Raw genomic sequence first — 23,937 nt, forward strand, 5'->3', positions numbered from 1 at the left:
CTGGTGAAATCTCCGAGGCCGGAGGCATTGGGCCGACGGTCGGGGCCGAACTCCTGGATTGCGGTGTCGCACGCCTGCCCGACGCGCGGCTGGCCGACCTCCGGCGCGTGACTGCGACCTTAACGCGAGACGGCGCGGAGGCATCGGCCGGGTATCGGCTGACATTCCGGTCAAACGCCGGTGGTCAGCCGCCGTTGGCGGTCGACCGGGTCGTCGTGGTGCGGTAGCAGATCATGCCGCCTGGCGACTTGCGTGAGGCGACCTTCACGAGGCCCAGGGCGGGCGCCGCGGCGTTGGCGGCCGTGTTGACCCTCCACAGACACACCGCGCTCACGTCGACCCGGCGCAGGGCGGCGTCGACCTCGGCAACGGGTACCGGTTTGGTGCCGTCGGCGAAGTCGCCCAGTAGCAGCCGGTCCTTGGCGAAGGGAGTGTCGATGCCGTAGTCGGTGAGGTAGAGGTCCCTCGCCATCACCACCCGGACCCGGGTGGTGACCTGCGGCATGGCCCGCATGACGGACGTGGGAGCGAGCACCAGACCCTGCGGCAGGTCCTGTCTGGCGATCCAGAAGGACACCTCCTTGCGCGTCTCCGGCATCCGCCAGCTCGGCTTGTCCCGAAGGACGTTGCCCGTCCACATCGGCTCGCCCAGGGTGGCGAAGCTGAGCACCAGCGCCACCGGAAGCCCGACGGCGAGGACCCGGTTCGCCCAGGTCAGCCGGGGCAACCGGGGCAGTCGGATCGCCGCCAGCAGGCCGACGAGCAGGGGCACCGGAATGATCCACGGCACCCGCCACAGCACCGCCGCCAGCCCGGTCAGCTCGGCCCCCACGACCAACACGCCGGGGATGAGCAGGATCGTCACGGTCAGCGCGGCGCTGGCGCTGAGCAGTCGCGGCACACCGCGCCGGAGCAGCAGCGGGGAACCCCACAGGGCCAGGCCGCCGATGACACCGAGCACACCGAGCCACAGGCTGAACTCGTAGACGGTCCGCGGGTCCTGCACCTCGGTGTACGTGGCGATCACGTTGTCGAGGCCCTTGGTGGTCAGCCGGGTGAGCAGGCCGGCCAGGAGTGGGTAGGCCGCGGCGGCGGCGAAGCACAGCGCCGCCTCACGGGGTCGCCGCATGACCAGGAGCGCGGCCGCGGCCGTCGCCGCCAGGAGTGGCAGCAGGATGACCGCGGTGGTGGTCAGCCCGACGGCAGCGACCGAGAGCAGCGCGAGCAGACCGAGGGCACGCCGGGATCGGGTCTCCAGGAAGTCCGTGAGGTACACCCAGGCGAGGGGGACGAGCGCGTGCACGAAGACACCCTTGCCCTGCGTGAGCCGGGGCAGGTGGTAGGTGTTCAGCGCGTCCGGTGCGCCCGCCACCAGGACGATGTAGGCCAGCGCCACGCCGAAGACCAGCAGCGGGCGCCTCGGTGCCCAGCGCAGGACCAGCCGCCACAGCGCGAAGATCACGAAGACGGCCAGCACCGGAAGCATGAGGTACCAGGTCGCCGAGGCGGCGTGCACGTGCAGGGCGCGGGCCAACGCCCCGATGAACACCTCGAAGGAGGGGATCGGGGGGTTCGCCGTTCCACCGGGGAGGACACCCTCGGTGAACAGGAAGTCCCGGAACGGGATCTCGTCGCGTTCGGCCACCCAGACCGACTTACCGACGTAGAAGACGTCGTCGAGGGACACCCGGGCGATCAGCGTTGCGAACCATGCGGCGGCCAACGCGACGACGGTCACCACGTACCCCTGCAGCGGCGTGGTCGTCGGACCGTCCGCGGCGGCGGAACCCGCCGGCTCGGAGGTGCGGGACCGGGCCGTGGCGATGTGCACCCGCAGGGACGCCCACGCGGAGACGACCGCGACCGCCCCGAGGGCCATCGCCAACCACCAGGTGAGTCGACCGCTGCCGAGGGCGGCGAGGATGGCGGCGGCGGCCGTCGCACCGACCGGGAGGGAGTAGCGCCGGAGCAGTGCCGGCCAGCTGGCCCCGGGCGACTCGGCCGACCCGGCCGACCCGGCGACCGCCCCGGCGGTCGACGTTTTCGGGTGGACGGTGCGGCGCGCGCGCAGCCGCCACCCGACGACCACCGTGATCACCATGGTGACCACCCAGGCCACGAAGACGACGGAAGGGCGCAGGTCGAGGGCCAGGTTGAGGTGGTACAGGAGTGTCCAGAGTGCGAAGGAGACGATTGCACCGTCGGTGAGGACGACCGGCAACGCGGCCACCGCGGCGTTGATCCGTCTCATCGGGCCACGACCGGGATCCGATCGGCGGTCTCCCGGCGCCCAAGGCCCCGCCCGGTCGGCTGACGCGGGCGCCTCAACAACCTCTTGGACTTCCGTCACGAGCCGTCCTTGTCGTCTGTCCGTACACGCAGGGGGCCGGACCGCCCTGGCATCGGCACGGGATGGTCTCCGAATTGGCGGGTGCATCTTACCGGGCGCACACCGGACAAGCGGGGACGCCCGAGGGCAGCGCGAGTCACGTCCCGACTGCCATGTCGTGCTGGCGGGGTAGCGCGCTCTCCCCTCCGAGCCCCGCGGCGACCGACTCCACCAGACGATCCAGGTAGCTGTCGGTCAGCGGGAGTCGGGCGATCGCGAGTCGCCAGTAGAGCGGACCCACGATGAGGTCGACGGCGGCGTCCGGGTCGGTGTCGGCGGGCAGGTCACCCCGCTCGACGGCGCGCGTGACCAGCCGGCCGCCGATCTCCTGCTGCCGGGCGTACAACACCTGGCGCAGGCTCTGGTCGATGCTGGGGTTGCGAGCGGCCTCGGCCAGCAGGTCCGGGATGATCTGCGCGGCCAGCGGATGGCGCAACGCGTGCGCCACCACCTGGAACAGCAGCGCGAGGTCGCCGCGCAGGCTGCCGGTGTCCAGCGCCGGCAGTTTGCCGTGCGCCGCGGCGGCGACGACCTCCAGCACCAGGTCGAGCTTGGAGTTCCACCGCCGGTAGACCGCCGTCTTGCTGACGCCGGCCCGGCGGGCCACCGCCTCGATGGAGAGCCGGCCGTAGCCGACCGCGGCGAGCTCCTGCATGAGCGCGCGCCGGATGGCCGTGGTGATCTCACCACGGAGCACCGCCGCGCCGGCCGGGGCGCGCCTCTTCTCGGTGGTCAACAGGGGCTCTTCTCGCAGGTCACGACGGCCAGAGTAGCGCAACGACGGTACGGTTGCGTCGCGACGTGTTTCGGACTACTGTCCCTGCAGCGACGAGGCGGCGCTCCGCGCACGGTTCCCACTAGGATCCCATCGTCGCGAGCAACCCGTCGTCCCGAAAGATCGGAGCGCCATTTCCATGGCCACCACCGCGCTGGTCGACCCCGAAACGGGCCTGACGCAGGCGCAGCTGGCCGCTCGGCATGGTCTACGGGTCGCCGGTGAGCGTCCCAGCCTCGCCGAGTACAGCCGCCGACTGTGGGCCTACCGGCACTTCATCGCCGCGTACGCCAACGCCAAACTGGTCGCCTCGTACAGCAACGCCAGGCTGGGTCAGCTCTGGCAGGTGCTCACCCCGCTCACCAACGCGGCGGTCTACTACCTGATCTTCGGGGTGGTGCTGAGGCAGAACGAGATCCCGAACTTCATCGCCTACCTGACCACCGGGTTGTTCATCTTCAACTTCACCCAGAGCGCGGTCCTGGCCGGCACCCAGTCGATCAGCAGCAACCTGGGGCTCATCCGGGCGCTGCACTTCCCCCGGGCCAGCCTGCCGCTGTCGACCACGTTGACCCAGTTCCAGCAGCTGCTGGCCTCGATGGTGGTCCTGATCGGCATCGTGCTGGTCACCGGCGAGCCGATCACCGCGAAGTGGTTGCTACTGATACCGGCGCTGCTCCTGCAGGCGGTGTTCAACGCCGGCGTGGTGCTGCTGGTGGCCCGGATGGGCGCCAAGGCGAGCGACCTGAAGCAGGTCATGCCGTTCATCATGCGCACCTGGATGTACGGCTCCGGCGTGCTCTACAGCGTCAGCCTCTTCGATCGGCTGCCCGCCTGGGCGACCACGCTGGTGCAGTACAACCCGATGCTGGTCTACATCGAGCTGGCCCGGTACGCGCTGCTGGAGCAGGCGCCACTGCTCAACGAGTCGGCCACCCAGCTCTGGCTGGTCGGCGGGGGCTGGGCAGTGGTGGCCGGGATCGGTGGCTTCATCTACTTCTGGCGCGGCGAACAGGAGTACGGCCGTGGTTGAGCACATGCACGTCGCCAACGAGGCGACCGCGACACTGACCGCGGCGCAGGAGCGCATCCCGACCGTGGTGGTGGACGACGCGCACATCATCTACCGGGTGCACCAGGGCGCCGCCGGTGGCACCACGCCGGTGGCCGCGCTGCGCCGGCTGGTCAAGCGCACCAACGCGCCGAACGTCCGCGAGGTGCACGCGGTGAAGGGGGTCTCGTTCACCGCGTACCGGGGTGAGGCGATCGGGCTGATCGGCAGCAACGGCTCCGGCAAGTCGACCATCCTGCGCGCCATCGCCGGCCTGCTGCCGGTCAACGGGGGCGCGATCCACACCCAGGGGCAGCCGTCGCTGCTGGGTGTGAACGCGGCGCTGCTCAACGACCTCTCCGGTGAGCGCAACGTCGTTCTCGGCTGCCTGGCCATGGGGATGCATCCCGACGACGTGGCCAAGCAGGCCGAGGGGATCATCGAGTTCTCCGGGATCAACGAGCGGGGCGACTTCGCGAGCCTGCCGATGCGGACGTACTCCTCCGGCATGGCCGCCCGCCTGCGCTTCTCCATCGCCGCGGCGAAGAAGCACGACGTGCTGCTCATCGACGAGGCCCTCGCCACCGGTGACAAGGGCTTCCGCAAACGCAGCGAGCAGCGGGTGCGGGAGCTGCGGGAGGGTGCCGGCACCGTGTTCCTGGTCAGCCACCAGCTCTCCTCCGTCCGCGACACCTGCGAACGGACGATCTGGCTGGAATCGGGCGTCCTACGGATGGACGGGCCGACCGACGAGGTCATCCGGGCGTACGAGGAGTACGCGAACAGCAAGTAGGCAGCGGCATCGACACGGCGCCGTCGACCGCGTCGCCCCCGTTGGGGCGGCGCGGTCCGCGCGTTAAGGTTCATTCCGTCGCCGCTCGGGCGGAACCTTCCGTTAACGCATTCCTGAGAGTGAGGATCCGGCAATGACGCAGGACCAGACCACTGGCCCGGACGCCGCAGCGGAGACCCCGGCACCGTGGCGGCCCTCGCGGACGGTGGCCGTGGTGCTGGCTGGCGGCACCGGGACCCGGCTGGGCCTCGGCATCCCGAAGCAACTGCTGAAGATCGCCGGTAAGCCGATCATCGAGCACACCCTGGCGGTCTTCGAGGCCGCACCGGAGATCGACGAGATCATCGTGCTGATGGCCACCGGGCACCTCGAGGACGCCCGGCAGATCGTCGAGAAGGCCGGCCTGCGCAAAGTCACCAAGGTGATCGAGGGCGGCGACACCCGCAACGCCACCACCCGGATCGCGCTGGACGCGGTCGGCCCGGCGGACTGCAACATCCTCTTCCACGACGCGGTACGCCCGCTGCTCAGCGGTCGGATCGTGCGCGAGTGCGTCAACGCCCTCTGGACCTACGACGCCGTCGACGTGGCCATCCCGTCCGCGGACACGATCATCCAGGTGGACGAGAACGACTGCATCACCGACATCCCGGTGCGTTCCCGCCTGCGTCGCGGGCAGACTCCGCAGGCGTTCCGCTCCCCCACCATCCGCGAGGCGTACCGGGTCGCCGAGGGTGACCCCGACTTCGCCGCCACCGACGACTGCGGCGTGGTGCTGCGCTACCTGCCCGGCACCCCGATCAAGGTGATCGACGGCTCGGACGAGAACATCAAGGTCACCCATCCGGTCGACGTGCACCTCGCCGACAAGCTCTTCCAGCTCGCCGCGGCGCAGGCACCCCGGCTGACCGACCACCGCAGCTACAGCGAGGAACTGACCGGCCGCACCATCGTGGTGTTCGGCGGCAGCTACGGCATCGGCCACGAGCTGAGCGAGCTGGCCCAGCGCTATGGCGCGCAGGTCTTTCCGTTCAGCCGCTCGAGCACCGGCACCCACGTCGAGCGCACCGAGGACGTCGAGGCCGCGCTGAAGACCGCCTTCGAGGCCACCGGCCGGATCGACCACGTGGTGGTCACCGCCGGGATCCTGGAGAAGGGCGCCCTGGCCGAGATGGACGAGGCGACGATGGATCGCGTGCTCCAGGTCAACTTCGTCGGCCCGGTCACCATCGCCCGGCAGGCCCTGCCGTACCTGCAGCAGACCAAGGGCCAACTGCTGCTCTACACGTCCAGCTCCTACACCCGGGGGCGTGCCCGCTACGCGCTCTACTCGGCCACCAAGGCCGCCCTGGTCAACCTCACCCAGGCGCTCGCCGACGAGTGGGCCGAGTTCGGCGTACGAGTCAACTGCATCAACCCGGAGCGGACCGCCACCCCGATGCGGACGCGGGCCTTCGGCGAGGAGCCGGAGCACACCCTGCTCGCCGCGGAGGCCGTCGCCCAGTCGTCGCTGGACGTGCTGATCTCCGAGCTGACCGGTCAGGTGATCGACGTACGCCGGTCGCCCGGTGAGACTGCGCCGCCGACCGTGCCGGTCCAGTCCGTTCCGGGTCTCCTCGCGGCGCCGGCCGGCGCGACCTCCGCGAGCTGACGCCGACCGCGGCGAACGGAGCGACATGCGGGGTGACCTCGTCCGCAAACTGGCGGCGCGATGCCTGAGCACCGGCCTGGCCGTGCTGGCCTTCGTCGTGGTGGCGCTGACCGGCGCCACCGGATGGGGGCTGGCTCTCGCCGTCGCCGCGCTGGTCGCGGCGGCCGCTGAACAGCGAATCCGGCCCGGCGCGGACCTCGTCGCCGAGACGGCGCTGATCTCCGCCGCGGTCCTGGTCGGCTACTCCCGGCGGCTGGACGACGGGCTCGACCCGGCGCTGGTCGCCACGGCGCTGGTCCTGCTGGGGCTGGTCCTGCTGGTGGGGCCGCTGCGGACCGCCGGCAACCTGGAGATCCGCGCCGCCAACCTGCCGGTGCGCAGCTGGGCCCCGGTGCTGGCCGACCACCTCGGCGCCGTCCTGCTCGGGCTGCTCGCCGTGGTCGGCCTGGCCGCCGCCCTGGCCCTGCCGGTAGCCGTGGCGCTGGTCGCCAGCGTGCTCGTGGCCGCCGGAGCCGGGGCGGTCGCCCTGGACCTGGCCCGGCGGCGGTTCCGGCCGACCGCCGGTGGTGGGGCGGTCGGCCGCGCGCTGCGCCGGCACCAGCCGGAGTTCCTGCTCTACTTCTCCGCGCCGCCCGGCTCCGAGTACCAGGTCACCATGTGGCTGCCGTACCTGGAGCGGATCGGCCGACCGTTCCTGGTCGTGCTGCGCGAACCGGAGTTCCTGGCGTCGATCGCCGCGGCCACCGACGCACCGGTGGTCTACTGCCCCACCCCGCGGACGTTGGACGAGGCGCTGGTCCCGAGCCTGCGGGTGGCGTTCTACGTCAACCACGGTGCGAAGAACAGCCACTGCGTCCGGTTCACCCAGCTCACCCACGTGCAGCTGCACCACGGTGACAGCGACAAGGCCCCGAGCGCCAACCCCGTGTCGGGGATCTTCGACCGGATCTTCGTGGCTGGTCCGGCCGCGATCGACCGGTACGCCCGAGCCGGGGTTCGGATCCCGGCGGAGAAGTTCGTGGTGGTGGGCCGCCCGCAGGTCGAGTCGATCGAGGTACGCCACGAGCCGGTGCGCGGACTGGCGCACCCGACCGTCCTCTACACCCCGACCTGGACCGGGCACCACGCCGACGCCGACTACTGTTCGCTGCCGGTGGCGGAGGATCTGCTGCGGCGTCTGCTGGAGCGGGGCGCCACGGTGATCCTGCGGGCCCACCCGTACACCGCGCAGAACCCGGCCTCGGCCCGGCAGCTGGGCCGGCTGACCGACCTGCTGGCCGCCGACCGGGCCCGTACCGGGCGGCAGCACGTGCTGGGCGCGGCGGCCCGGGAGCTGACCCTCGCCGAGTGCGTCAACCGCTCCGACGCGCTGGTCTCCGACGTGTCCGGGGTGATCTCCGACTACCTCTACTCCGGCAAGCCGTACGCGGTCACCGACATGCGCGACGAGGGCGACCAGTTCGTGGAGCGCTTCCCGCTGGCCGGCTCGGCCTACGTGCTGCACCGCAATCCGTCCAATCTGGACGAGGTGCTGACCGCCCTGCTGGACACCGACCCGCTGGCCGAGACGCGCTGGGCCACCCGCCGCCGCTACCTGGGTGACTTCCCGGCCGAGTCGTACGCCGAGGCCTTCCTGACCGCCGCCCGCCGGGAGCTGGTGCCGGCGAGGCCGCTGGCCACCTCCACCCCGGTGTAACGGCTCACCGGTACGCGTCCAGCAGCGCCGACACCGCCGCCGGGTCCTCCACGTGCGCGTTGTGCCCGAGCCCGGGCAGCGTGGCGACCGGTACGCCGAACTCTGTGAGCTGCGCGTCAGTGACCATCGGGTCGTGCTCGCCCCGGGCCAGCACCACCGGCGCGTCCGTCGCCGCCAGCAGCCCGGCGAGGTCGGGCTCGCCGACGGCGAACGCGGTCGGGTCCATGGCCAGCCGCCACCGGCCGTCGACCTGGCGCAGCCCGGCGTCCACCACGGGGTCATCCGGCGGGATCAGGCCGGTGAGCCCCGAGACCCGTAGGTAGCGGCGAGCCGCCTCGGCGCGGCTGGCGAACCAGCTGACCGGGCGGGCCGCGAGGTCGGCGGCGCGGGTCAACTCGTCGGGTGACCAGACCGCCTTGATACCCAACCCGACCACCGCGTCCACCGGCGTGCCGGCGGCGCGGGCTGCCAGCGCCAGGCCGACCACCCCGCCCAGGGAGTGCCCGAGCACGACGACGCGGTCGTCCGCGGCCAGGCCGTGGCCGATCCGCTCCGCAAGGCCGTGGAAGGAGTACGACGGCAGCGGTGCCGACCAGCCGTGACCCGCGAGGTCAGGTGCCAGCCACCGCCCAGGCCAGTTCCGCTCCAACAGGGGAACCCAGGGCAGCCAGACTTTCCCGGTCGCCCCCATTCCGTGCAGCAGCAACAGAACCGGTCCGCGACCTGCTCGACCACCTGGATCGTCCACCACGGCCGCAGTCTCCCACGGTTCGCCGGGCGGTACGAGCGTCGTCACCGGCGACGAAGTCCCGCCACCAGGCCCCGTACGGCGTCGTCAGCCACCGATCGCATCTCCGGGAACGCCGCGGGCGCCGGCCCCTCGTGGGGGGACGGCGCCCGCGGCGTCTGCGCCCGGGTCAGGCGGAGTAACCCCGACTGGCGATCCAGTTCGCCAGGTCGATCGTGGTGACCCAGTACGCCGGGTCGGCCGCGTTCGCCGAGTCGGCGATCCGCACGGTCCGGCCGCTGTCCTTGTAACCCACCACCGCGATGTAGTGACCGCCTCCGTAGGAGTGCCAGCCACCGTCGGTGTCGGTGGCGTCCCCGACGACGTTGGCGACCACGCCGCGACCGTCGGTGATCGCCCGGACCACGTCGGCCTGGAGCTGGTCCATCTGGGCGGAGCTGGGCGCGCCGTCGAACATCCGTGTCCGGTACGGAGAGCCCTTGACCTCGTCGTTCAGCGCCCGCGTCGTGTCCAGGGCCGAGTTGGTGCCCATCTCGGTGGTGCCCAGCTCAACGGCCAGCTCATCCTGGGTGCGATCGATGCCGGTGGCGCTGAGGGCGTTGCGGGTGGCCGCCGGACCGCAGTTGTAGAAGGTGTTCTGCGCCTCGTAGTCGTAGTCGAGCACCTTGGTGGCGGGCGGCTTCGGCGGCTGCGGCTTACGGGTCAGATCCGGGTTGCTGCTGGCCTTGGCGGCGGGCGACGCGGCGCTGGTGGCCGGCGCGGGCGCCACGGTGGTCGCCGCGGCGCTGCCCGAGGGGGTTGCGACACGCGCCTCGCCACGGGAGGCAACGGTGCCGCTGCGCATCTCGGCGGCCGTGGTCGTGGTGTGCTGGCTCGCCGTGGCGTCATCGGTGCCGGCAAGCAGGGTGCCGGTGGTCGTCGCGACGGCGAGGGCCGCGACGGCGGCAGCGACGATCTGGTACGGACGCTCGGTGCTGAGGCGGCGGAGCTGACGCTTGAGGGTGTGCTTCACGGGGTCCTCCACGGATCAGGGGGAGAGCGGCACACCGGGGCCGGACCGGTATCCGGGCAGGCGCCAACGCGCGGACAGTGGTCCGCGGCTGATGAACCGCTCAGGGGAACGCCCGGCGCGGCCGGGCGGAGGGGCGGTGACCCGGGGGGGTCAGCTCACCGTCACCGGACAGATGAGCGGGGGCACCGCGGCGCCGTGGAGGCGGGGGAACAACCGAGGGGTGGAGAGTTGCTGCACGAGGAGGGAGCTCCTTCCGACACCGCCTACCGGGTTAGCTGACGGATTCGGGCGGGAAGATCGCCCTACCGCGGGCCGTGGCTCGCGGATTCACCCCGGACTTGCTGATGGGTCCCCGGTTCGTTCATCACGATTGAGCGGGTCGGCGCGGCGTCGCCTCTTGCGAACGGTAACCGCGCCAGACGGGACGACACTACTGGTCGACTCGCACCCTGCCAAGCAAGGTTCACCTGCGTAAACCCGAGCTGGTGCAGCGATTTCTGCGCGTACTGCCACTGACGTGACTCGATGGGACAACCGGTTACGACGGCGCCTGCGGGCGGGAACCGGACAGGCCGTCGGCAACGGTGCCGAATTCGCGGGAACAATCCCGTCATTCGCGCTGCGCGACCGATTTCGAGCAGGCGTGACCGGGCTCACATACTAATTCGAGACTCAGCCAATCCGGGCCGGCCGCCACCACGTGCTGACCGTCGGACGGAGCGTCGCGGTTCTCGTTCCACGAGCCGGCACCGGATCCGGCCGCAGCCGGGCCGCCGCCGCGTACGCCTCCTCGGCGAGCGTCCGGGCCGAGCACGCGGCCAGTTCCGCGTCCCGCCACGCCGACCGCTCCCGCCCGGCGGCGGCTCGGTGGTCGGCCAGCCTCGCGTCCCGGACGGCCCGGCTGAGCAGCACCTCCTGCTCCACCGGATGCAGGCGGGGATCCCAGCCGTGCCGGTGCCCGAACACCTCACCGAGCTGCCGCATGGACAGGTCTCCGCGCCAGTGCGCCGCCATCGCCGCACGATGCAGGTAACGCTCCCGGGCGGCGTACTCCGCCGGGGTGTTGGGCGTACGCGGAGTCGGTAGCGCACCCGCGCCGGCGAAGCGACGCGCGGCGGCGTCCGCCTCGTCGTACCCGGCCCACGTGCTCTCCACCTGCTCCTGAGCGGTCAGCCAGTCGGCACGCCGCCGCCGGGCGGTCTGCGCCGCCCCGGCGGCCGCGACGGCCACCTCCTCGGCGTACCGGCGCAGGTCGGCGGCCTCGGCGGCGGCCGCCTCCCGGGCGGTGGGCGCCGGGGCGGCGTCGATGGCCGGCCGTTCGTGCTCGGGGCGGGCGACCAGCACGACGAGCATGGTCAGCGCGAGCAGGAACAGGGCGGACCAGATGGCGGCGGCCCGCGGCACCTCGGTCAGGAACTGGTAGAAGACGACGGTCTCCATGGTGTGCACCTCGGGAGGAAGCGATGCGATGGGATCCGCCAACGGGCCACCGGCGACCACAGCGGGGTCACGGGTCGGCGAGCGCGGAACGAAGAGGTCGACAGGCGCGGCGGGCGGGACGTTCGTCCCGGTGGCTCAGCGCCCGGGTGGGGCCCGGGACGCCCGGCTGACCGGGCCGTCGCTGCGGGGCAGCCGGTCGGAGTCGACGGCGTGCGCCGGTTCGGTGCCAGCGCGGACGGCCTGGGCGCCGGGGGGTGTCGCCTGCCCATCGGTCGACCGCGTCGGGCCGGCCTGCCCGGCGGCGCCTTCGTCGGCCGCCGGGTGCACGAGGCCGTCGACCGGCACGGCACGGCACGTCGACGTGGTCGGCCCGGCGGTGAACGTCGACGGCCCGGCGGTGAACGTCGACGACCCGGCGGTGACGGCGGACGACCCGCTGGTGATTGCGGCCGGCGTTGGCAGCCCGGCGGGCGACGTGCCCGCGCCGAGCGCCAGGGCGGCCACGACGGCGAGGCTGGTCAGCACACGTGTCGCCCAGCGCGCCACCCACCACAGCGGACAGGTGAGCGCGACCGGAAGCACGTTTCCACGCTACCGCCGTGGTCGAGTGGGCGCATCGACGACGGGCGTGTCGGCCCGCGCCGCGCCGACCAGGGTGGACGGTGTCAGCGCGAGTCGACGTAGGCCGGGCGGTCGCCAGGTGCGCCCGTCTCGTCTGCCCCCGCGTCGCGAGTCACCTCGGCGTCGCCGGTCCGCTGTCGGGGAACGGCCGCCGGGCGTGCCGGGCGACGCGGCGCGAGCCGGCGCATCAGCGGCGTCTCGACGAAACGGTGCAGCAACCCGGCGAGGAGCAGGTTCACCAGCAGGAATCCGAGCACGGCCGCCGGGCCGCGCCAGCCGCCGAAGCCGGTCCCCCAGTTCCCGCCGGAGCGCAGAACGGTCGTCATCACCAGGACGTGCACCAGGTAGAAGGCGAACGAGACCTCGCCGAGCCACACCAGCGGACGGGACCGCCACGGCGAGCGCAGCCCGCGCACGTCGGCGTCCGCGGCGGCGGTGATCACCAGCAGGTACGCCACCGCGAGCAGGGTGGTCCACAGCTCGGCGCGGATCCACTGGGTGGCGGCGAACCAGGTGGCCACGAAGATCACGCTGGCTCCGGTCAGCCCCGGTCCCCGCCAGAGGCCGCGGCGCATCAGCTCGGCCGCCACCGCGCCCAACCAGAACTCCAGTGACCGCACCGGCGGGAAGACCTGGGTGAACCACCAGCGGCTCACCTCGGGCACCAGGTGCTGGGCCGGCCAGAGCGCGAGGATCAGCAGCGGCATCGCGACGACCAGCGTCCAGAGCACCGCCGGCCGGGCCCGGCGCAGCAATGGCAGCGCCAACGGCAGGCAGAGGTAGAAGAAGATCTCGCAGGACAGCGACCAGCTCACCGTGTTGATGCTGTAGAACCAACCGGGCCGGGGATCCCAGGCCTGCAGCAGCAGCAGGTTCTCCAGCGCGGCGGCGGGCAGCACCGGGTCGGCGAACCACCAGGCGACCAGCAGCGCCGCCGCCCACAGCACCAGGTGGTTCGGATAGATCTTGGCGACCCGACGCCGCCAGAAGGTCCGCCGGGAGTCCCCGGGGCGGGCCGACCAGACCAGTACGAAGCCACTGAGAATGAAGAAGAACTGCACCCCGGACAGGCCGAGGGTGAACAGCGTGTCGATCCACGTCTTGTAGTCGGGCTCGTTGATGATCCGCATGGTGGCGGCGTGGAAGCCGAAGACCAGCAACGCGGCGATCCAGCGCAACCCCGTCAGCGACGGTAACCGGGCGGCGGTGGACGCGGGCCGGGCCGCCGGTTCGGCGACGGCGCTCGTCACGCCGGGGTCCCGGCGCTGCGAAGGATCACCAGCACGTGTGTCTTCTCCTCGGCACGGCGCCGGACGACGCGACGGCGACGCCCACGACGGCCTGGCGGGGCCGCACCGGGGCACACTACCGGGTCACTCCAGGCTCAACCGGACGTGTCCCAAAGCTGCCGGACGTGCGCAGGCCGGCGCGAGCGCCCAGCGTCGGTGCCGGTCGGTGGGCTGGCGTTAACCTCCCGCTCCGCGCAAGTTCAGGGACTCCACCTTCGTCGGCCACGTCAGGTTCCGGGGCCGGTCACCCGGATCGTCGAAGGTGGCGGCGTGGTCAATGAGCCGACGCCCGCACCGCTGCTGAGCATCGTCGTGCCCGTGTACGGCGTCGAGGCATACCTGTACCAGTGCCTGGAGTCGATTCGGGCCGACGTACCGGCGGGCGAGGCGGGCTCGGTCGAGCTGATCGCCGTCGATGACGCCTCCCCGGACGGCTGCGGGGCGATGCTGCGGTCGTACGCCGGTGGCCGCGACGGGGTCAGCGTCGTCCACCTGAGCAAGAACGTGGGCCTGGGCCTGGCCCGCAACGCCGGCCTCGACGTCGCCACCGGTCGGTACGTCTGGTTCGTCGACAGCGACGACTGGCTGCCGCCGGGGACCATCGCGGCGGTGCTGGACCGGCTGCGGCAGCACCAGCCCGACGTGCTGATGCTGGACCACCTGCGGGTGCACGAGGACGGCCGGCGCGAGGTCGACGGCAGCAGTCACCTGCTGCGCGGGATGCCGGGCGTGGCCCGCCTGGCCGACCAGCCGCAGCTGCTGCGCGTCCAGCACACGGCGTGGAACAAGGTGATCCGCCGCGCCTTCCTGGACGAGCTGGAGCTGCGGTTCTTTCCCGGCTGGTACGAGGACATCCCGTTCAGCCACCCGCTGCTGATCGGCGCGGAGAAGATCTCCGTCCTCGATCAGGTCTGCTACCTGTACCGGCAGGGTCGGCAGGGTGCGATCACCTCCACCCGCAGCGGCCGGCACTTCGACGCGTTCGCCCAGTACGAGCGGCTGATGGACTGGGTTCAGCGGCGGCATCCGGACCAGCAGTTGCAGGCCGAACTGTTCGAGCTGATGATCAGCCACCTGTTGGTGGTGGTCGGCAACGACGATCGGCTGCACCCGCACCTGCGCCGGGCCTTCTTCCACCGGGTGGCCGAGCAGCACCGCCGCTACCTGCCCGCCGGTGGCTACGCGGTCCCGCCGGGCGTGGCCGGGCTCAAGCACCGCCTGGTCGGTCGCGGTGACTACCTGGCGTACTCGGCGCTGCGCCAGGCGCATCGGGTCGCTGGCCGGCTGCGGCGCACTGGCCCGGCGGGGGGCGCGGACAACGGTGCCGGGCCAGCCCGCACCGGCGATGACCCGGCGCGACCGGCCGACCAGACGACCGCGACGGGCGACGGACGCGCCGCCGCAGACGCGGAGGCGGACCGGATCGACGCGCTGGCCGGGCGCCGCCTGCCGTGACATCCACCGCACGCCACGCCGGGAGCCGGGTCGGCTTCCGGCACCCTGGTTTTCCAGGTCCTCCGCCCGCAGGGCGGACGACGACAGCACCACCGCACCTCGGTGCGGGCGTAGATTGAGCAGAGGTCGGAATGACGGCGACAATCAAGATCGGACCGCACGCGGTAGGTGCCGGCGAGCGGCCCTTCGTGGTCGCGGAGATGTCCGGTAACCACAACGGCGACCTGGACCGGGCGCTGGCCATCGTCGACGCGGTGGCCGAGAGCGGGGCACACGCCCTCAAACTCCAGACGTACCGGCCGGACACGATCACCATCGACGTCGACACCCCTGCGTTCCGCATCTCCAGCGGGCACGAGCTGTGGGGCGGGGAGAACCTGTACCGCCTCTACGAGCGGGCCCACACCCCGTACGAGTGGCACGCCGCGATCTTCGAGCGGGCCCGCGCACGCGGCCTGACCGTCTTCTCGTCGCCGTTCGACGCGACCGCCGTGGAGCTGCTCGAGTCGCTGGACGCGCCGGCGTACAAGATCGCTTCATCCGAGCTGGTGGACCTGCCGCTGATCCGGCTGGTGGCGAGCACCGGCAAGCCGATGGTGATCTCCACCGGAATGGCGACGGTCGCCGAGATCGACGCCGCCGTGCGGACCGCCCGGGACGGTGGCGCGGCGGGCATCGTGCTGCTGGCCTGCACCGCGTCCTACCCGGCGCCGCCGGCCGACAGCAATTTGCGCCGGTTGCCGGTGCTGGCCGGCGCGTTCGACGTGCCCGTCGGGCTCTCCGACCACACGCCCGGCATCGGCGTGGCGGTCGCCTCGGTGGCCCTGGGTGCCTGCTTTCTCGAGAAGCACGTGACGCTGGACCGGGCCGACGGTGGTGTGGACTCCGACTTCTCCCTGAACCCGACGGAGCTGACGGCTCTCGTCGAGGAGTCGGGGCGGGCGTACGCGGCGCTGGGCGGCACCGCGATCGGCCCGACCCCCGCCGAACGGGAGGGACTGCGGTTCCGCCGTTCGCTCTTCGTGGTCGAGGACGTACGGGCCGGTGACCCGGTCACGGGGCGCAACGTCCGCTCCATCAGGCCGGCCGGCGGGCTGCCCCCGATCGAGATCGACCGGGTGCTGGGCCGCACGTTCGCCACCGACGTCCCACGGGGCACCCCGCTGAGCTGGGACCTGATCTGACGGTCGAGCGCCCGGCACGATGGTGACGGAGCGCCAGCGTCCGGCGCGCGTCGCTCAGCGAACCACGCCGGCCCTGCGCCGGATCGCGCCGGACCCGGTGGGCGTACCGCGCGGGGCCGGTGCTCAGCAGGCGGGAGCGAAGCCGACGGTGACCACCAGGTCGGCCACCCACAGGGTGCGCCAGAGCGCCGCGTTGTTCGCCGGCGCGCCCAGCCCGTGGCGGCGCCACCAGGTCGCCATCGGTACGCCGGCCAGCTTGCAGCAGCACTCGGCGCGGGTCCACCGGGCCCAGAAGTCCGCGGCGCCGAACCGTCGTGCCAGCGCCGGGGGCACCGGGGCGTCGGCGCGCTCCGCGTCGATCGCCACCCGCCACCCGGGCGCCGGCGGGCCGTACCAACCCACGCAGCGGCCGTCGTCGAGGTGACTGCGGGTGATCGCGTCGGCCAGCACAGCCGCCGGGCCGATACGCAGGTGCCGTTCGGCGGCGACCAGCAGTCCCGGTACCGGGCGGGGCCCACCAGCCCCGTTCGGGCTCGACGGTGCGGCCGGGACGTCGGCAGACGGCGGCCCGGCCGCTTCCGGCGCAACCTGGCGGCGGTCAGATGGAGGCGGCACCGTCCACCACGATGACCTGGCCGTTGATGTTGGTGTGCGCCCGGAGCAGCATCCGGACCACCGGTACGACCTCCACCGGCTCGGTCAGGTGGCCGGTCGGGGTGCGGCGCACGATCTGGTCGAGCTGGGTCGGGCCGAGCACCGCGGACATCTCCGAGGCGAAGAAACCGGGAGCGACCGCGTTGACCAGCATCCGACCACCCAACTCGCGGGCGAGCGAACGGGTGGCGGCGTCCATGCCGCCCTTGGTGGCCGAGTACGCGACCAGGCCCGGAAAGCCGCGCTGCGCGCAGATCGAGGTGATGTTGACGACCCGGCCGCGGATCCCCCTGCCGAGCATCCGCCTGATCACCAGCCGGGTCAGCTGCAACGGGGCGGTCAGGTTGGTCTCGATGATCCGGGCGATGTCGTCGGTGGCGGTGTGCACGTGCAGGGAGTCCTGCCCGACGGCGGCGTTGTTGACGATGCCGTCGATGGTGCCGAGGCGCTGCTCCACCTCGCGGACGAAGACCTGGGCGGCGCGCAGGTCGGTGACGTCCACCGAGCCGACGTGCACCCGGTCGGGGTGCTCGGCGGCGAGCTTCTCCAGTTCGGGGGTGACCGTACGGGCGAACGCGGCCACCCGTACGCCCTCGTCGAGCAGGTCGGTGACGATGGCCAGGCCCAGCCCCCGGGAACCGCCGGAGACGAGGACGACGGAGCTGGGCGGGACGAGCTGGGTGTCGGCGAGGTCAGACATCGCTCTTCAGGGTCTCCTTGACGGGGATCTCGGTCAGCACGCGGATCCGGCGTGGCACCGCGTGCTCGGGCAGCCGGTCGGCGCACCAGCGGACCAGTGCGGCCTCGTCGGGTACGCCTGCGGCGGTGTCGCCGGACTCCTCGGCGGGGGCGAGGACCACCTCGGCGACCACCATCCGGCCGAGCACCGGCGCGCGCCGGCCGGTGACCCGGGCCCAGACCACCCCGGGATGACCGGTCAACACACCGCGGACCATCCCGGCGGAGACCTTGCTACCGCCAACGTTGATCTCGTCGGTGTCCAGCCGCCCGGTGATCAGCACCCGGCCGTCGGCCACCTGCACCCGGTCGCCGGTGCGGACCGGGCCGGCCAGCCCGACCCCGTGGTACGGCGAGGTGACGACCAGTTCGTCGGCACGGACCGACAGGGTCGGCCGGCCGGGGGTCTCCCGGTCCAGCCAGCCGACCGGGAACCCGGCCCGCCCGTCGTGCACCACGATGGACGCCCCCACCTCGGAGGACGCGTAGATCCAGGAGATCCGGGCGGCGGGAAAGATTTCCCGCAGCTGGTCCAGGATCGCCTGGTCCACCGGCTCCCCGCCGAGGGTGATCTGGCGCAGCGGCACCCGGGCAAGCGCGGCGGCGTCCCGGTGGAGGGTGCGGCGCCAGAAGGTCGGCGTACCGGACGCGGCGTCGACGCCGTGCGCGGCGGCGACGGCGGGCCAGTCGTCCAACTCGTCCGGCTCGACGACGACGAGGTGCTGACCAGGCTGGGTCAGTGACAGGGTGACCACCTGCCACCAGGCGTACGTGCCGGGGGCGTACGGGCAGAGCCAGGTCCGGTCCGGCTGGTCGGCCCGCACCGTGGTGAGGGTGTCCAGGGTGTGCCCGACCCGCTTGGGACGGCCGGTCGAGCCGGAGGTGAGCAGCCAGAGCCGGCCGGGCTCGGCGGCGCGCGGACGCGACGGCGCGCTGGTGTGCGCGCCGTCGTCGTCGAGGACGGTCACCGTGAACCCGGCCTCCAGCAGGTCCGTGCGCATCGCCGCGTCGACCCGGCTCGCAGCGCTGAGCAGCAGCTCCGTACCGTGCCGTGCGTGCTGCGCAGCGGCAGCGAGCGCATGACCGGCGGAGTACGCGAGCACGGCGGCGGGATCGGGCAGCGTCGGCTTCGGCACCGTCCGCCAGGTCAGCGCGGTGCCGCCGACGACGAGCCGGTTGTCGACGCCGGACGGTTCCGGGGGCGCGGCGGCCGGGGGGCGAGGTGTCGCGACGGTCACTGGTGCTGCAGCTCGACGAGGAAGTCGAGGACGTCGGAGACGGTGGCGATGCGGCGCAGGCCGGGGGCGTCGAAGTTGAGCTCCTCCCCCGTCTCGTCCTCTACCCGCAGGGCCAGCTCGGAGAAGTCCAGCGAGCGAAAGCCAATCTCCCGCAGCTGCGCCCCGTCGTCGTCGGGCAGCTCCTTGTCCTGGTTCTTCAGCACCTGAGCCATGAGGTCGCGGATCTGCGCGCGACTCAATTCGTTCATGCGCCGGAGTCTACAACCCCGCTAATGGATATTCGATTTCCCGGTGCGCCCGGGTAGGGTGCCGGAACGGACGTGAACAGGTCGGAAAGGAAGAGGCACGTGCTGCGCGAAGCGACGGTGGACGACGTTCATCTGATGTTGTCCTGGCGTAATCAGGGAACCAACCGTCAGGTCAGCAAGACCAGTCACCACATCACCGCCGACGAGCACGCCCGGTGGTGGTCGACGGTCGCCGCGGACCCGTCGCGGCGGGTGCTGGTGTACGTCCGCGACGACCTGCCCTGCGGGGTGGTCACCTTCTTCGACCTGCGTCTGGACAGCCCTCGTACGGGCGCCTGGGGCTTCTACCTGGACGCCGACGGGCTGGCCGAACGGAACGAGACGTTGCCCGCCTGGCTGGCGGTCATGCGGGAGGCGGTGGAGTACGCCTTCGACGGGCTGCACCTGGACCGACTCGACGGTGAGGTGTTGGCGCACAACACCGTCGTACGGCAGATGAACCGTCGTTTCCGATTCGTCGAGGGCACGCCGCGCCAGGAGCGTTCCGATGGCCGGGAAATCACCGTCATCCCGATTTCCCTGGCCCAGGCCGACCGCCGTCGGCGCTGACCACCCGCACCCATTCCGATAATCGTCCGAAGCCATTAACCGCCCGTGCCTCCGGTGGACATCCCCCGTTAACGAAAATTGATGTCCACCGGAGCGCGGGAGCTGCGGATCAGGCCCGCCGCCAGGCCGCCCAGTGCTGACCCACGTTGCCGCCGAGCCGCACGAAGCCGTACTTCGCGCCGTCCCAGTCGTCGGGTTGACCGGGCGCCCAGCGGGCGAACACGACCTGCGCCGCGGCCGGCGGCTGCTCGCGGAACCACCGCACGTCCGTCCAGGTCACCTGATGGCTGAGGTTGAACCGCTGGATGTAGTGCACACCGGTGGAGGCCCACACCCGCTCGCCGGGACGCACCCCGACGTCGGCCACCCAGGGGGTCGGCGCCGTGCTCGCCACCATCGGGCGCACCAACCGCTGGTCGATCACCTGCATGGTGGCGAGGTTGACCACGACCAGGGCGCCGAGCATCGGCAACCGCAGCCGGCGTACCCGGAGGGCCGCGACGAGCAGTACGCAGCCGGCGATGCCGATCAGCGACCCGACGACCGGTCGAAACTCACGCCAGCCTCCGGTGAGCGCCATCAGGTCCGGCGCGCCGAAGCCGCCGTAGCGCAGCGAGTGACCCCGGCTGGCCACGTACGCGAGCCGGACGGCGACCAGCGCGCCGCCGGCGACCAGCAGCGCCACCGCGACGGCGGCCCGGCGCAGCACCACCCGGCGTCCGGCGGTGAGCAGCACCCCGAGCCCGACCAGCAGCCAGAACGGCGCCAACATCTGCACGTAGCGGCCGTAGATCGCGTCCAGCGGCTTCCCGGTGATGCCGGCCAGGATCAGCGACGCGCCGCTGGCCACCCCGACGCTCACCACCAGTGCCACGCCCATCGTCCAGCGGGTGGCGTCGCCACGCCGGGGACGCCACAGCTCCCGGACGGCAGCGGCCCAGGCGACCCCGGCCATTCCGAACGTGATCACGACGAGGTACCAGAGCTGGGTGGTGACCGCCGCGCCGACCCGGACCACCCCCGCGCCGGAGGCGACCGCGTCGAGCATGCTGCCGCCCGGGGTGCTGCCGAGCAGGTAGACCTTGGTGCCGAGCAACCGGATGCCGGCCTCGTTGACAAGTGCCATGGCGAGCACCGGCAGCAGCGCGGCGAGCACCACGGCCGGCGTGATCCGGCGGCGGATCAGCAGCAGCAGCACCAGCCCGGCGTGCACCGCCACGATCACCAGTCCGCGGGAGTGCAGGAGGTGGAACGCGCCGACCAGCAGGCCCACGGTGGCCGCGGCGAACGGCCCGGGCCGCTCGATCCAGCGGTGCACGGCGAGCAGCCAGGCGACCACCAGGGGCGCCATCACCGCGTCGATCATGGCGACGTTGGCGTAGAAGGCGGTGGCGGGCAGCGTCGCCGCCACCACGGCCCCGAGCAGCGCGTACGACCGACGTAGCTGCAGCAGTCGCCGGCCGAGCAGGTACGCCAGGGGCAGCAGCGTCGAGTTGGCCATCGCGTTGATCAGCTGGACCAGGCGGTAGCTGTCGCTGAAGTCCCGGTGGCCGAGGAACGCGGGCGAGATCAGCATCGGGTAGCCGACCCGGCGCAGCAGGTTGTTCTCGCTGCTGAAGCCGCCCGGCCCGCCGGCCAGCGCGCGGGCGGTGTTCAGATAGCTGTCCTCGTCGGTGTGCGCGATCGGCAGCACGATGTGCCGGGACAGCCACATCCGCCAGGCGACGCTGAGCACCCAACCGAGGAGCAACAGCACCGGGACGAGCCAGCGCCGCGCGGGCGCGGGCGGCTGCGTTCCGGCCGGGACCGCCGGCCGTTCCATCACGTCGCTGCCGGATGCCATTCGTCGCCTCCTGAATTCGCCGGCCTGACCGGTTCCGCGCGGACCGGTGGGCACGCCGGTGACGCTCGGGGTGAACCTTTCGCACCGGGCCGGTGCGAAGAACGAGGAAACGCGGCAACCGGCAGCGCGCAGAGGCGGACGGGTCGCTCGCGCGGCCACTGTAGCGGCCCGATCGAGCCTGGTCAGGCCGCTTCGCGGACGGACGCAAGTGTTCGCCCAGCCGGTGCCCGGCATTCACGGGGGCAGGGGAAGCGGTTAACCCGCGAGCGTCGGTCCGTTAACCCGCCGCGGTTAGCGTCTCACCCCGGTCGGCCGGCCGAGGGCCGCCGATTCATCCACGATCACGGGAGCGCCAAATTGAGTGAGTTGAATGGGTCATCCATTCTGATCACCGGAGGAACGGGTTCCTTCGGCAGGACCTTCCTCCGGCACATCCTCACCGAAGCCGACCCCGCCCGGGTGGTGGTGTTCTCCCGCGACGAACTCAAGCAGTACGAGCTGCGTCAGCAGCTCGGCGACGACCCTCGGCTGCGCTGGTTCATCGGTGACATCCGGGACCGGCACCGCCTCACGCGGGCGATGCACGGCGTGGAACACGTGGTGCACGCCGCCGCCCTGAAGCAGGTGGACACGGCGGAGTACAACCCCTCCGAGTACATCGCCACCAACATCACCGGCTCCCAGCACGTGGTCGACGCCGCGATCGAGGCCGGCGTCCGGAAGGTCATCGCCCTCTCCACCGACAAGGCCTCCAGCCCGATCAACCTGTACGGCGCGACCAAGCTGGTCGGTGACAAGCTGTTCGTCTCGGCCAACCACTACGCCGCCCACCACCGGACCCGGTTCGCGGTGGTCCGCTACGGCAACGTGGTCGGCAGCCGTGGCTCGGTCGTCCCGCTGTTTCGTCGACTGGCCGCCGAGGGCAAGAGCCTGCCGATCACCGACAAGCGGATGACCCGTTTCTGGATCACGCTGGACCAGGCCGTCCAGTTCGTACTGGACTCGTTCGACCAGATGCAGGGCGGCGAACTGTTCGTGCCGCGGATCCCCAGCATGCGGATCCTCGACCTGGTCGAGGCGGTCGCCCCGGAGGCCACCACGCACGAGATCGGCATCCGGCCCGGCGAGAAGCTGCACGAGGAGATGATCGCGCCGGACGACAGCCGGCGGACGCTGCGCGCCAAGGACCGGTACGTCGTCCAACCGACCATCGCCGGCTGGGGCTACCAGCCGCCGGTCGACTGTGAGCCGGTGCCGGACGGCTTCGCCTACCAGTCGGACACCAACGACGAGTGGCTCAGCGTCGACCAACTGCGTGAGATGCTCGGCCTCACGGCATGACGGGAATGCTCCCGTACGGTCGGCACTCGGTCACCGAGGACGACGTCGCGGCCGTGGCCGGCGTCCTGCGCGGCGACTGGCTCACCACCGGGCCACAGGTCGACGCGTTCGAGGCCGACCTCGCCCGATGGACCGGCGGCGTCGGCGTCACGACCGTGTCCAACGGCACGGCGGCGCTGCACGTGGCGTACGCCGCCGCCGGGGTGGGTCCGGGTGACGAGGTGGTCGTGCCGCCGATGACGTTCGTGGCGACCGCCAGCAGCGCGACCGCCCTCGGCGCGAAGATCGTGTTCGCCGACGTCGAGGACGAGACCTTCTGCCTCGACCCGGCTGCGGCCGCCGCCGCGGTCACCTCACGGACCAGGGTCGTCTCCGCGGTCGACTACGCCGGCCACCCGGCCGACTACGACGCGCTGCGCAAGTCCATGGTGGGCTCCGACGCCCTGCTGCTGGCCGACGCGGCGCACTCGATCGGCGGGACGTACCACGGCCGACCGGTGGGCTCGCTTGCCGACCTGACCACGTTCTCGTTCTTTCCCACCAAGAACCTGACCACCGCCGAGGGCGGCGCCGTCGCCGCGCTGGACCCGGCCGTGCTCCGGCGGGCCCGCCGGTTCCGCAGTGTCGGGGTGGTCCGCGAGGGCGACGACCTGCGGTTCCCCGACGAGGGCGGCTGGCACTACGAGGTCCACGAGTTCGGGCTGAACTACCGCCTGCCGGATGCGCTGTGCGCCCTGGGACGCAGCCAGCTGCGCCGGCTCGGCGAGTTCAAGACGCGGCGGGCCGCCCTGGTCGCCCGCTACGACCAGGCACTGGCCGACCTGGACGGCGTACGACTGCCGACCCGGAAGTCATGGGCCGACCCGGCCTGGCACCTCTACCCGATCCGCGTGCTCGACGGACGCCGCCGCGAGGTGTACGACAGGATGCGCGCCGCCGGCATCGGCGTGCAGGTCAACTACATCCCCGTACACTGGCATCCGGCCTTCGCCGACCTGGGCTACCGACGCGGATCCTGCCCGGTGGCCGAGTCGTTCTACTCCCAGCAGCTGTCGCTGCCGCTCTATCCGGGACTCAGCGACACCGACCAGGACCGCGTCATCGACGCGCTGACCGCGGCCCTGCGGGCCGGCTCGGTGCGTTCCGCCGCCTGATGGGAACC

Annotated in this window: 21 protein-coding genes and 1 riboswitch; of the genes, 9 read left to right on the forward strand and 12 right to left on the reverse strand. The window is 72.0% G+C overall.

Features of this window, described 5'->3' with window-relative positions:
* Window positions 1–184: 184 nt before the first annotated feature.
* Together ACLJN9_RS15460 and ACLJN9_RS15465 are read right to left on the reverse strand one after the other, a co-directional pair.
* Window positions 185–2,251 carry a DUF6077 domain-containing protein gene (locus tag ACLJN9_RS15460; RefSeq protein ID WP_410812029.1) on the reverse strand — a complete coding sequence of 689 codons (2,067 nt, stop codon included), beginning with the start codon at window positions 2,249–2,251 and terminating at the stop codon, window positions 185–187.
* 235 nt (window positions 2,252–2,486) lie between these two features.
* Window positions 2,487–3,086 (reverse strand): TetR/AcrR family transcriptional regulator, encoded by a 600-nt coding sequence (locus ACLJN9_RS15465; protein WP_410812464.1) that lies wholly within the window; start codon window positions 3,084–3,086, stop codon window positions 2,487–2,489.
* Between the two features lie 217 nt (window positions 3,087–3,303).
* On the opposite strand from ACLJN9_RS15465, the gene ACLJN9_RS15470 reads away from it, so the two are divergent.
* The 4 genes from ACLJN9_RS15470 to ACLJN9_RS15485 all read left to right on the forward strand — a co-directional run bounded on the left by ACLJN9_RS15470 (window position 3,304) and on the right by ACLJN9_RS15485 (window position 8,355).
* Window positions 3,304–4,197 carry an ABC transporter permease gene (locus tag ACLJN9_RS15470; RefSeq protein WP_410812030.1) on the forward strand — a complete coding sequence of 298 codons (894 nt, stop codon included), beginning with the start codon at window positions 3,304–3,306 and terminating at the stop codon, window positions 4,195–4,197.
* 4 nt (window positions 4,198–4,201) lie between these two features.
* Window positions 4,202–5,008 carry an ABC transporter ATP-binding protein gene (locus tag ACLJN9_RS15475; protein ID WP_410812465.1) on the forward strand — a complete coding sequence of 269 codons (807 nt, stop codon included), beginning with the start codon at window positions 4,202–4,204 and terminating at the stop codon, window positions 5,006–5,008.
* A 133-nt stretch (window positions 5,009–5,141) separates the two neighbouring features.
* On the forward strand, window positions 5,142–6,659 hold the full coding sequence (locus ACLJN9_RS15480) for a D-ribitol-5-phosphate cytidylyltransferase (RefSeq protein WP_410812031.1): 1,518 nt from the start codon (window positions 5,142–5,144) through the stop codon (window positions 6,657–6,659).
* Window positions 6,660–6,684: 25 nt separating this feature from the next.
* Window positions 6,685–8,355, forward strand: coding sequence for a CDP-glycerol glycerophosphotransferase family protein (locus tag ACLJN9_RS15485; protein ID WP_410812032.1), 1,671 nt, complete (start codon window positions 6,685–6,687; stop codon window positions 8,353–8,355).
* Window positions 8,356–8,359: 4 nt separating this feature from the next.
* Here ACLJN9_RS15485 and ACLJN9_RS15490 read toward each other — a convergent pair whose 3' ends face one another.
* The 5 genes from ACLJN9_RS15490 to ACLJN9_RS15510 all read right to left on the reverse strand — a co-directional run bounded on the left by ACLJN9_RS15490 (window position 8,360) and on the right by ACLJN9_RS15510 (window position 13,426).
* The gene (locus ACLJN9_RS15490) at window positions 8,360–9,106 is read right to left on the reverse strand and encodes an alpha/beta fold hydrolase (protein WP_410812033.1); all 747 of its coding nucleotides are present in this window, start codon (window positions 9,104–9,106) and stop codon (window positions 8,360–8,362) included.
* Between the two features lie 166 nt (window positions 9,107–9,272).
* On the reverse strand, window positions 9,273–10,127 hold the full coding sequence (locus tag ACLJN9_RS15495) for a C39 family peptidase (protein ID WP_410812034.1): 855 nt from the start codon (window positions 10,125–10,127) through the stop codon (window positions 9,273–9,275).
* A gap of 233 nt (window positions 10,128–10,360) precedes the next feature.
* A riboswitch (cyclic di-AMP (ydaO/yuaA leader) is annotated at window positions 10,361–10,502 on the reverse strand.
* A 285-nt stretch (window positions 10,503–10,787) separates the two neighbouring features.
* Window positions 10,788–11,555, reverse strand: coding sequence for a hypothetical protein (locus ACLJN9_RS15500; RefSeq protein WP_410812035.1), 768 nt, complete (start codon window positions 11,553–11,555; stop codon window positions 10,788–10,790).
* A gap of 135 nt (window positions 11,556–11,690) precedes the next feature.
* Complete coding sequence (locus tag ACLJN9_RS15505; RefSeq protein ID WP_410812036.1) at window positions 11,691–12,137, reverse strand: hypothetical protein; 447 nt, start codon at window positions 12,135–12,137, stop codon at window positions 11,691–11,693.
* Between the two features lie 83 nt (window positions 12,138–12,220).
* On the reverse strand, window positions 12,221–13,426 hold the full coding sequence (locus ACLJN9_RS15510) for an acyltransferase family protein (RefSeq protein WP_410812037.1): 1,206 nt from the start codon (window positions 13,424–13,426) through the stop codon (window positions 12,221–12,223).
* Between the two features lie 309 nt (window positions 13,427–13,735).
* Between ACLJN9_RS15510 and ACLJN9_RS15515 the strand changes: the two genes are divergently transcribed.
* Together ACLJN9_RS15515 and pseI are read left to right on the forward strand one after the other, a co-directional pair.
* A complete protein-coding gene (locus tag ACLJN9_RS15515; RefSeq protein ID WP_410812038.1) occupies window positions 13,736–14,920 on the forward strand; it encodes a glycosyltransferase family 2 protein in 1,185 nt (394 codons plus the stop codon).
* Between the two features lie 131 nt (window positions 14,921–15,051).
* Entirely contained in the window at window positions 15,052–16,104 is a 1,053-nt protein-coding gene (gene pseI, locus ACLJN9_RS15520; RefSeq protein ID WP_410812039.1) for a pseudaminic acid synthase, read from the forward strand.
* A gap of 123 nt (window positions 16,105–16,227) precedes the next feature.
* Here pseI and ACLJN9_RS15525 read toward each other — a convergent pair whose 3' ends face one another.
* From ACLJN9_RS15525 to ACLJN9_RS15540, 4 genes are read right to left on the reverse strand one after another with little or no spacing between them, the layout of a single operon-like run.
* Window positions 16,228–16,719 (reverse strand): hypothetical protein, encoded by a 492-nt coding sequence (locus ACLJN9_RS15525; protein WP_410812040.1) that lies wholly within the window; start codon window positions 16,717–16,719, stop codon window positions 16,228–16,230.
* Window positions 16,703–17,458, reverse strand: a complete 756-nt coding sequence (locus ACLJN9_RS15530; protein ID WP_410812041.1) for an SDR family NAD(P)-dependent oxidoreductase — start codon at window positions 17,456–17,458, stop codon at window positions 16,703–16,705. Before ACLJN9_RS15530 ends, ACLJN9_RS15525 begins: the two co-directional genes overlap by 17 nt.
* Entirely contained in the window at window positions 17,451–18,734 is a 1,284-nt protein-coding gene (locus tag ACLJN9_RS15535) for an AMP-binding protein (RefSeq protein ID WP_410812042.1), read from the reverse strand. The genes ACLJN9_RS15530 and ACLJN9_RS15535 overlap by 8 nt, the downstream gene beginning before the upstream one ends.
* Entirely contained in the window at window positions 18,731–18,982 is a 252-nt protein-coding gene (locus ACLJN9_RS15540) for an acyl carrier protein (RefSeq protein WP_410812043.1), read from the reverse strand. Before ACLJN9_RS15540 ends, ACLJN9_RS15535 begins: the two co-directional genes overlap by 4 nt.
* A 99-nt stretch (window positions 18,983–19,081) precedes the next feature.
* On the opposite strand from ACLJN9_RS15540, the gene ACLJN9_RS15545 reads away from it, so the two are divergent.
* Entirely contained in the window at window positions 19,082–19,591 is a 510-nt protein-coding gene (locus tag ACLJN9_RS15545; RefSeq protein WP_410812044.1) for a GNAT family N-acetyltransferase, read from the forward strand.
* A 109-nt stretch (window positions 19,592–19,700) separates the two neighbouring features.
* Here the strand turns inward: ACLJN9_RS15545 and ACLJN9_RS15550 are convergent, their stop codons facing one another.
* Entirely contained in the window at window positions 19,701–21,434 is a 1,734-nt protein-coding gene (locus tag ACLJN9_RS15550; protein ID WP_410812045.1) for a hypothetical protein, read from the reverse strand.
* A gap of 357 nt (window positions 21,435–21,791) precedes the next feature.
* Between ACLJN9_RS15550 and pseB the strand changes: the two genes are divergently transcribed.
* Window positions 21,792–22,775: a UDP-N-acetylglucosamine 4,6-dehydratase (inverting) gene (pseB, locus tag ACLJN9_RS15555; RefSeq protein WP_410812046.1), complete on the forward strand. Its 984-nt coding sequence runs from the start codon at window positions 21,792–21,794 to the stop codon at window positions 22,773–22,775.
* Window positions 22,772–23,929, forward strand: a complete 1,158-nt coding sequence (locus ACLJN9_RS15560; RefSeq protein ID WP_410812047.1) for a DegT/DnrJ/EryC1/StrS family aminotransferase — start codon at window positions 22,772–22,774, stop codon at window positions 23,927–23,929. Before pseB ends, ACLJN9_RS15560 begins: the two co-directional genes overlap by 4 nt.
* The last annotated feature ends 8 nt before the right edge of the window (window positions 23,930–23,937 follow it).

Origin of the sequence: Micromonospora sp. 067-2 (assembly GCF_046549295.1) — a bacterium.
Lineage (GTDB): Bacteria > Actinomycetota > Actinomycetes > Mycobacteriales > Micromonosporaceae > Micromonospora.

Excerpts from the sequence above, each read along its gene's own strand:
- ACLJN9_RS15460 (WP_410812029.1), bottom strand. The coding sequence starts at position 2,251 with ATGAGACGGATCAACGCCGCGGTGGCCGCGTTGCCGGTCGTCCTCACC.
- ACLJN9_RS15470 (WP_410812030.1), top strand. The coding sequence starts at position 3,304 with ATGGCCACCACCGCGCTGGTCGACCCCGAAACGGGCCTGACGCAGGCG.
- ACLJN9_RS15475 (WP_410812465.1), top strand. The coding sequence starts at position 4,202 with ATGCACGTCGCCAACGAGGCGACCGCGACACTGACCGCGGCGCAGGAG.
- ACLJN9_RS15480 (WP_410812031.1), top strand. The coding sequence starts at position 5,142 with ATGACGCAGGACCAGACCACTGGCCCGGACGCCGCAGCGGAGACCCCG.
- ACLJN9_RS15485 (WP_410812032.1), top strand. The coding sequence starts at position 6,685 with ATGCGGGGTGACCTCGTCCGCAAACTGGCGGCGCGATGCCTGAGCACC.
- ACLJN9_RS15500 (WP_410812035.1), bottom strand. The coding sequence starts at position 11,555 with ATGGAGACCGTCGTCTTCTACCAGTTCCTGACCGAGGTGCCGCGGGCC.
- pseI (WP_410812039.1), top strand. The coding sequence starts at position 15,052 with ATGACGGCGACAATCAAGATCGGACCGCACGCGGTAGGTGCCGGCGAG.
- ACLJN9_RS15530 (WP_410812041.1), bottom strand. The coding sequence starts at position 17,458 with ATGTCTGACCTCGCCGACACCCAGCTCGTCCCGCCCAGCTCCGTCGTC.
- ACLJN9_RS15540 (WP_410812043.1), bottom strand. The coding sequence starts at position 18,982 with ATGAACGAATTGAGTCGCGCGCAGATCCGCGACCTCATGGCTCAGGTG.
- ACLJN9_RS15550 (WP_410812045.1), bottom strand. The coding sequence starts at position 21,434 with ATGGCATCCGGCAGCGACGTGATGGAACGGCCGGCGGTCCCGGCCGGA.
- ACLJN9_RS15560 (WP_410812047.1), top strand. The coding sequence starts at position 22,772 with ATGACGGGAATGCTCCCGTACGGTCGGCACTCGGTCACCGAGGACGAC.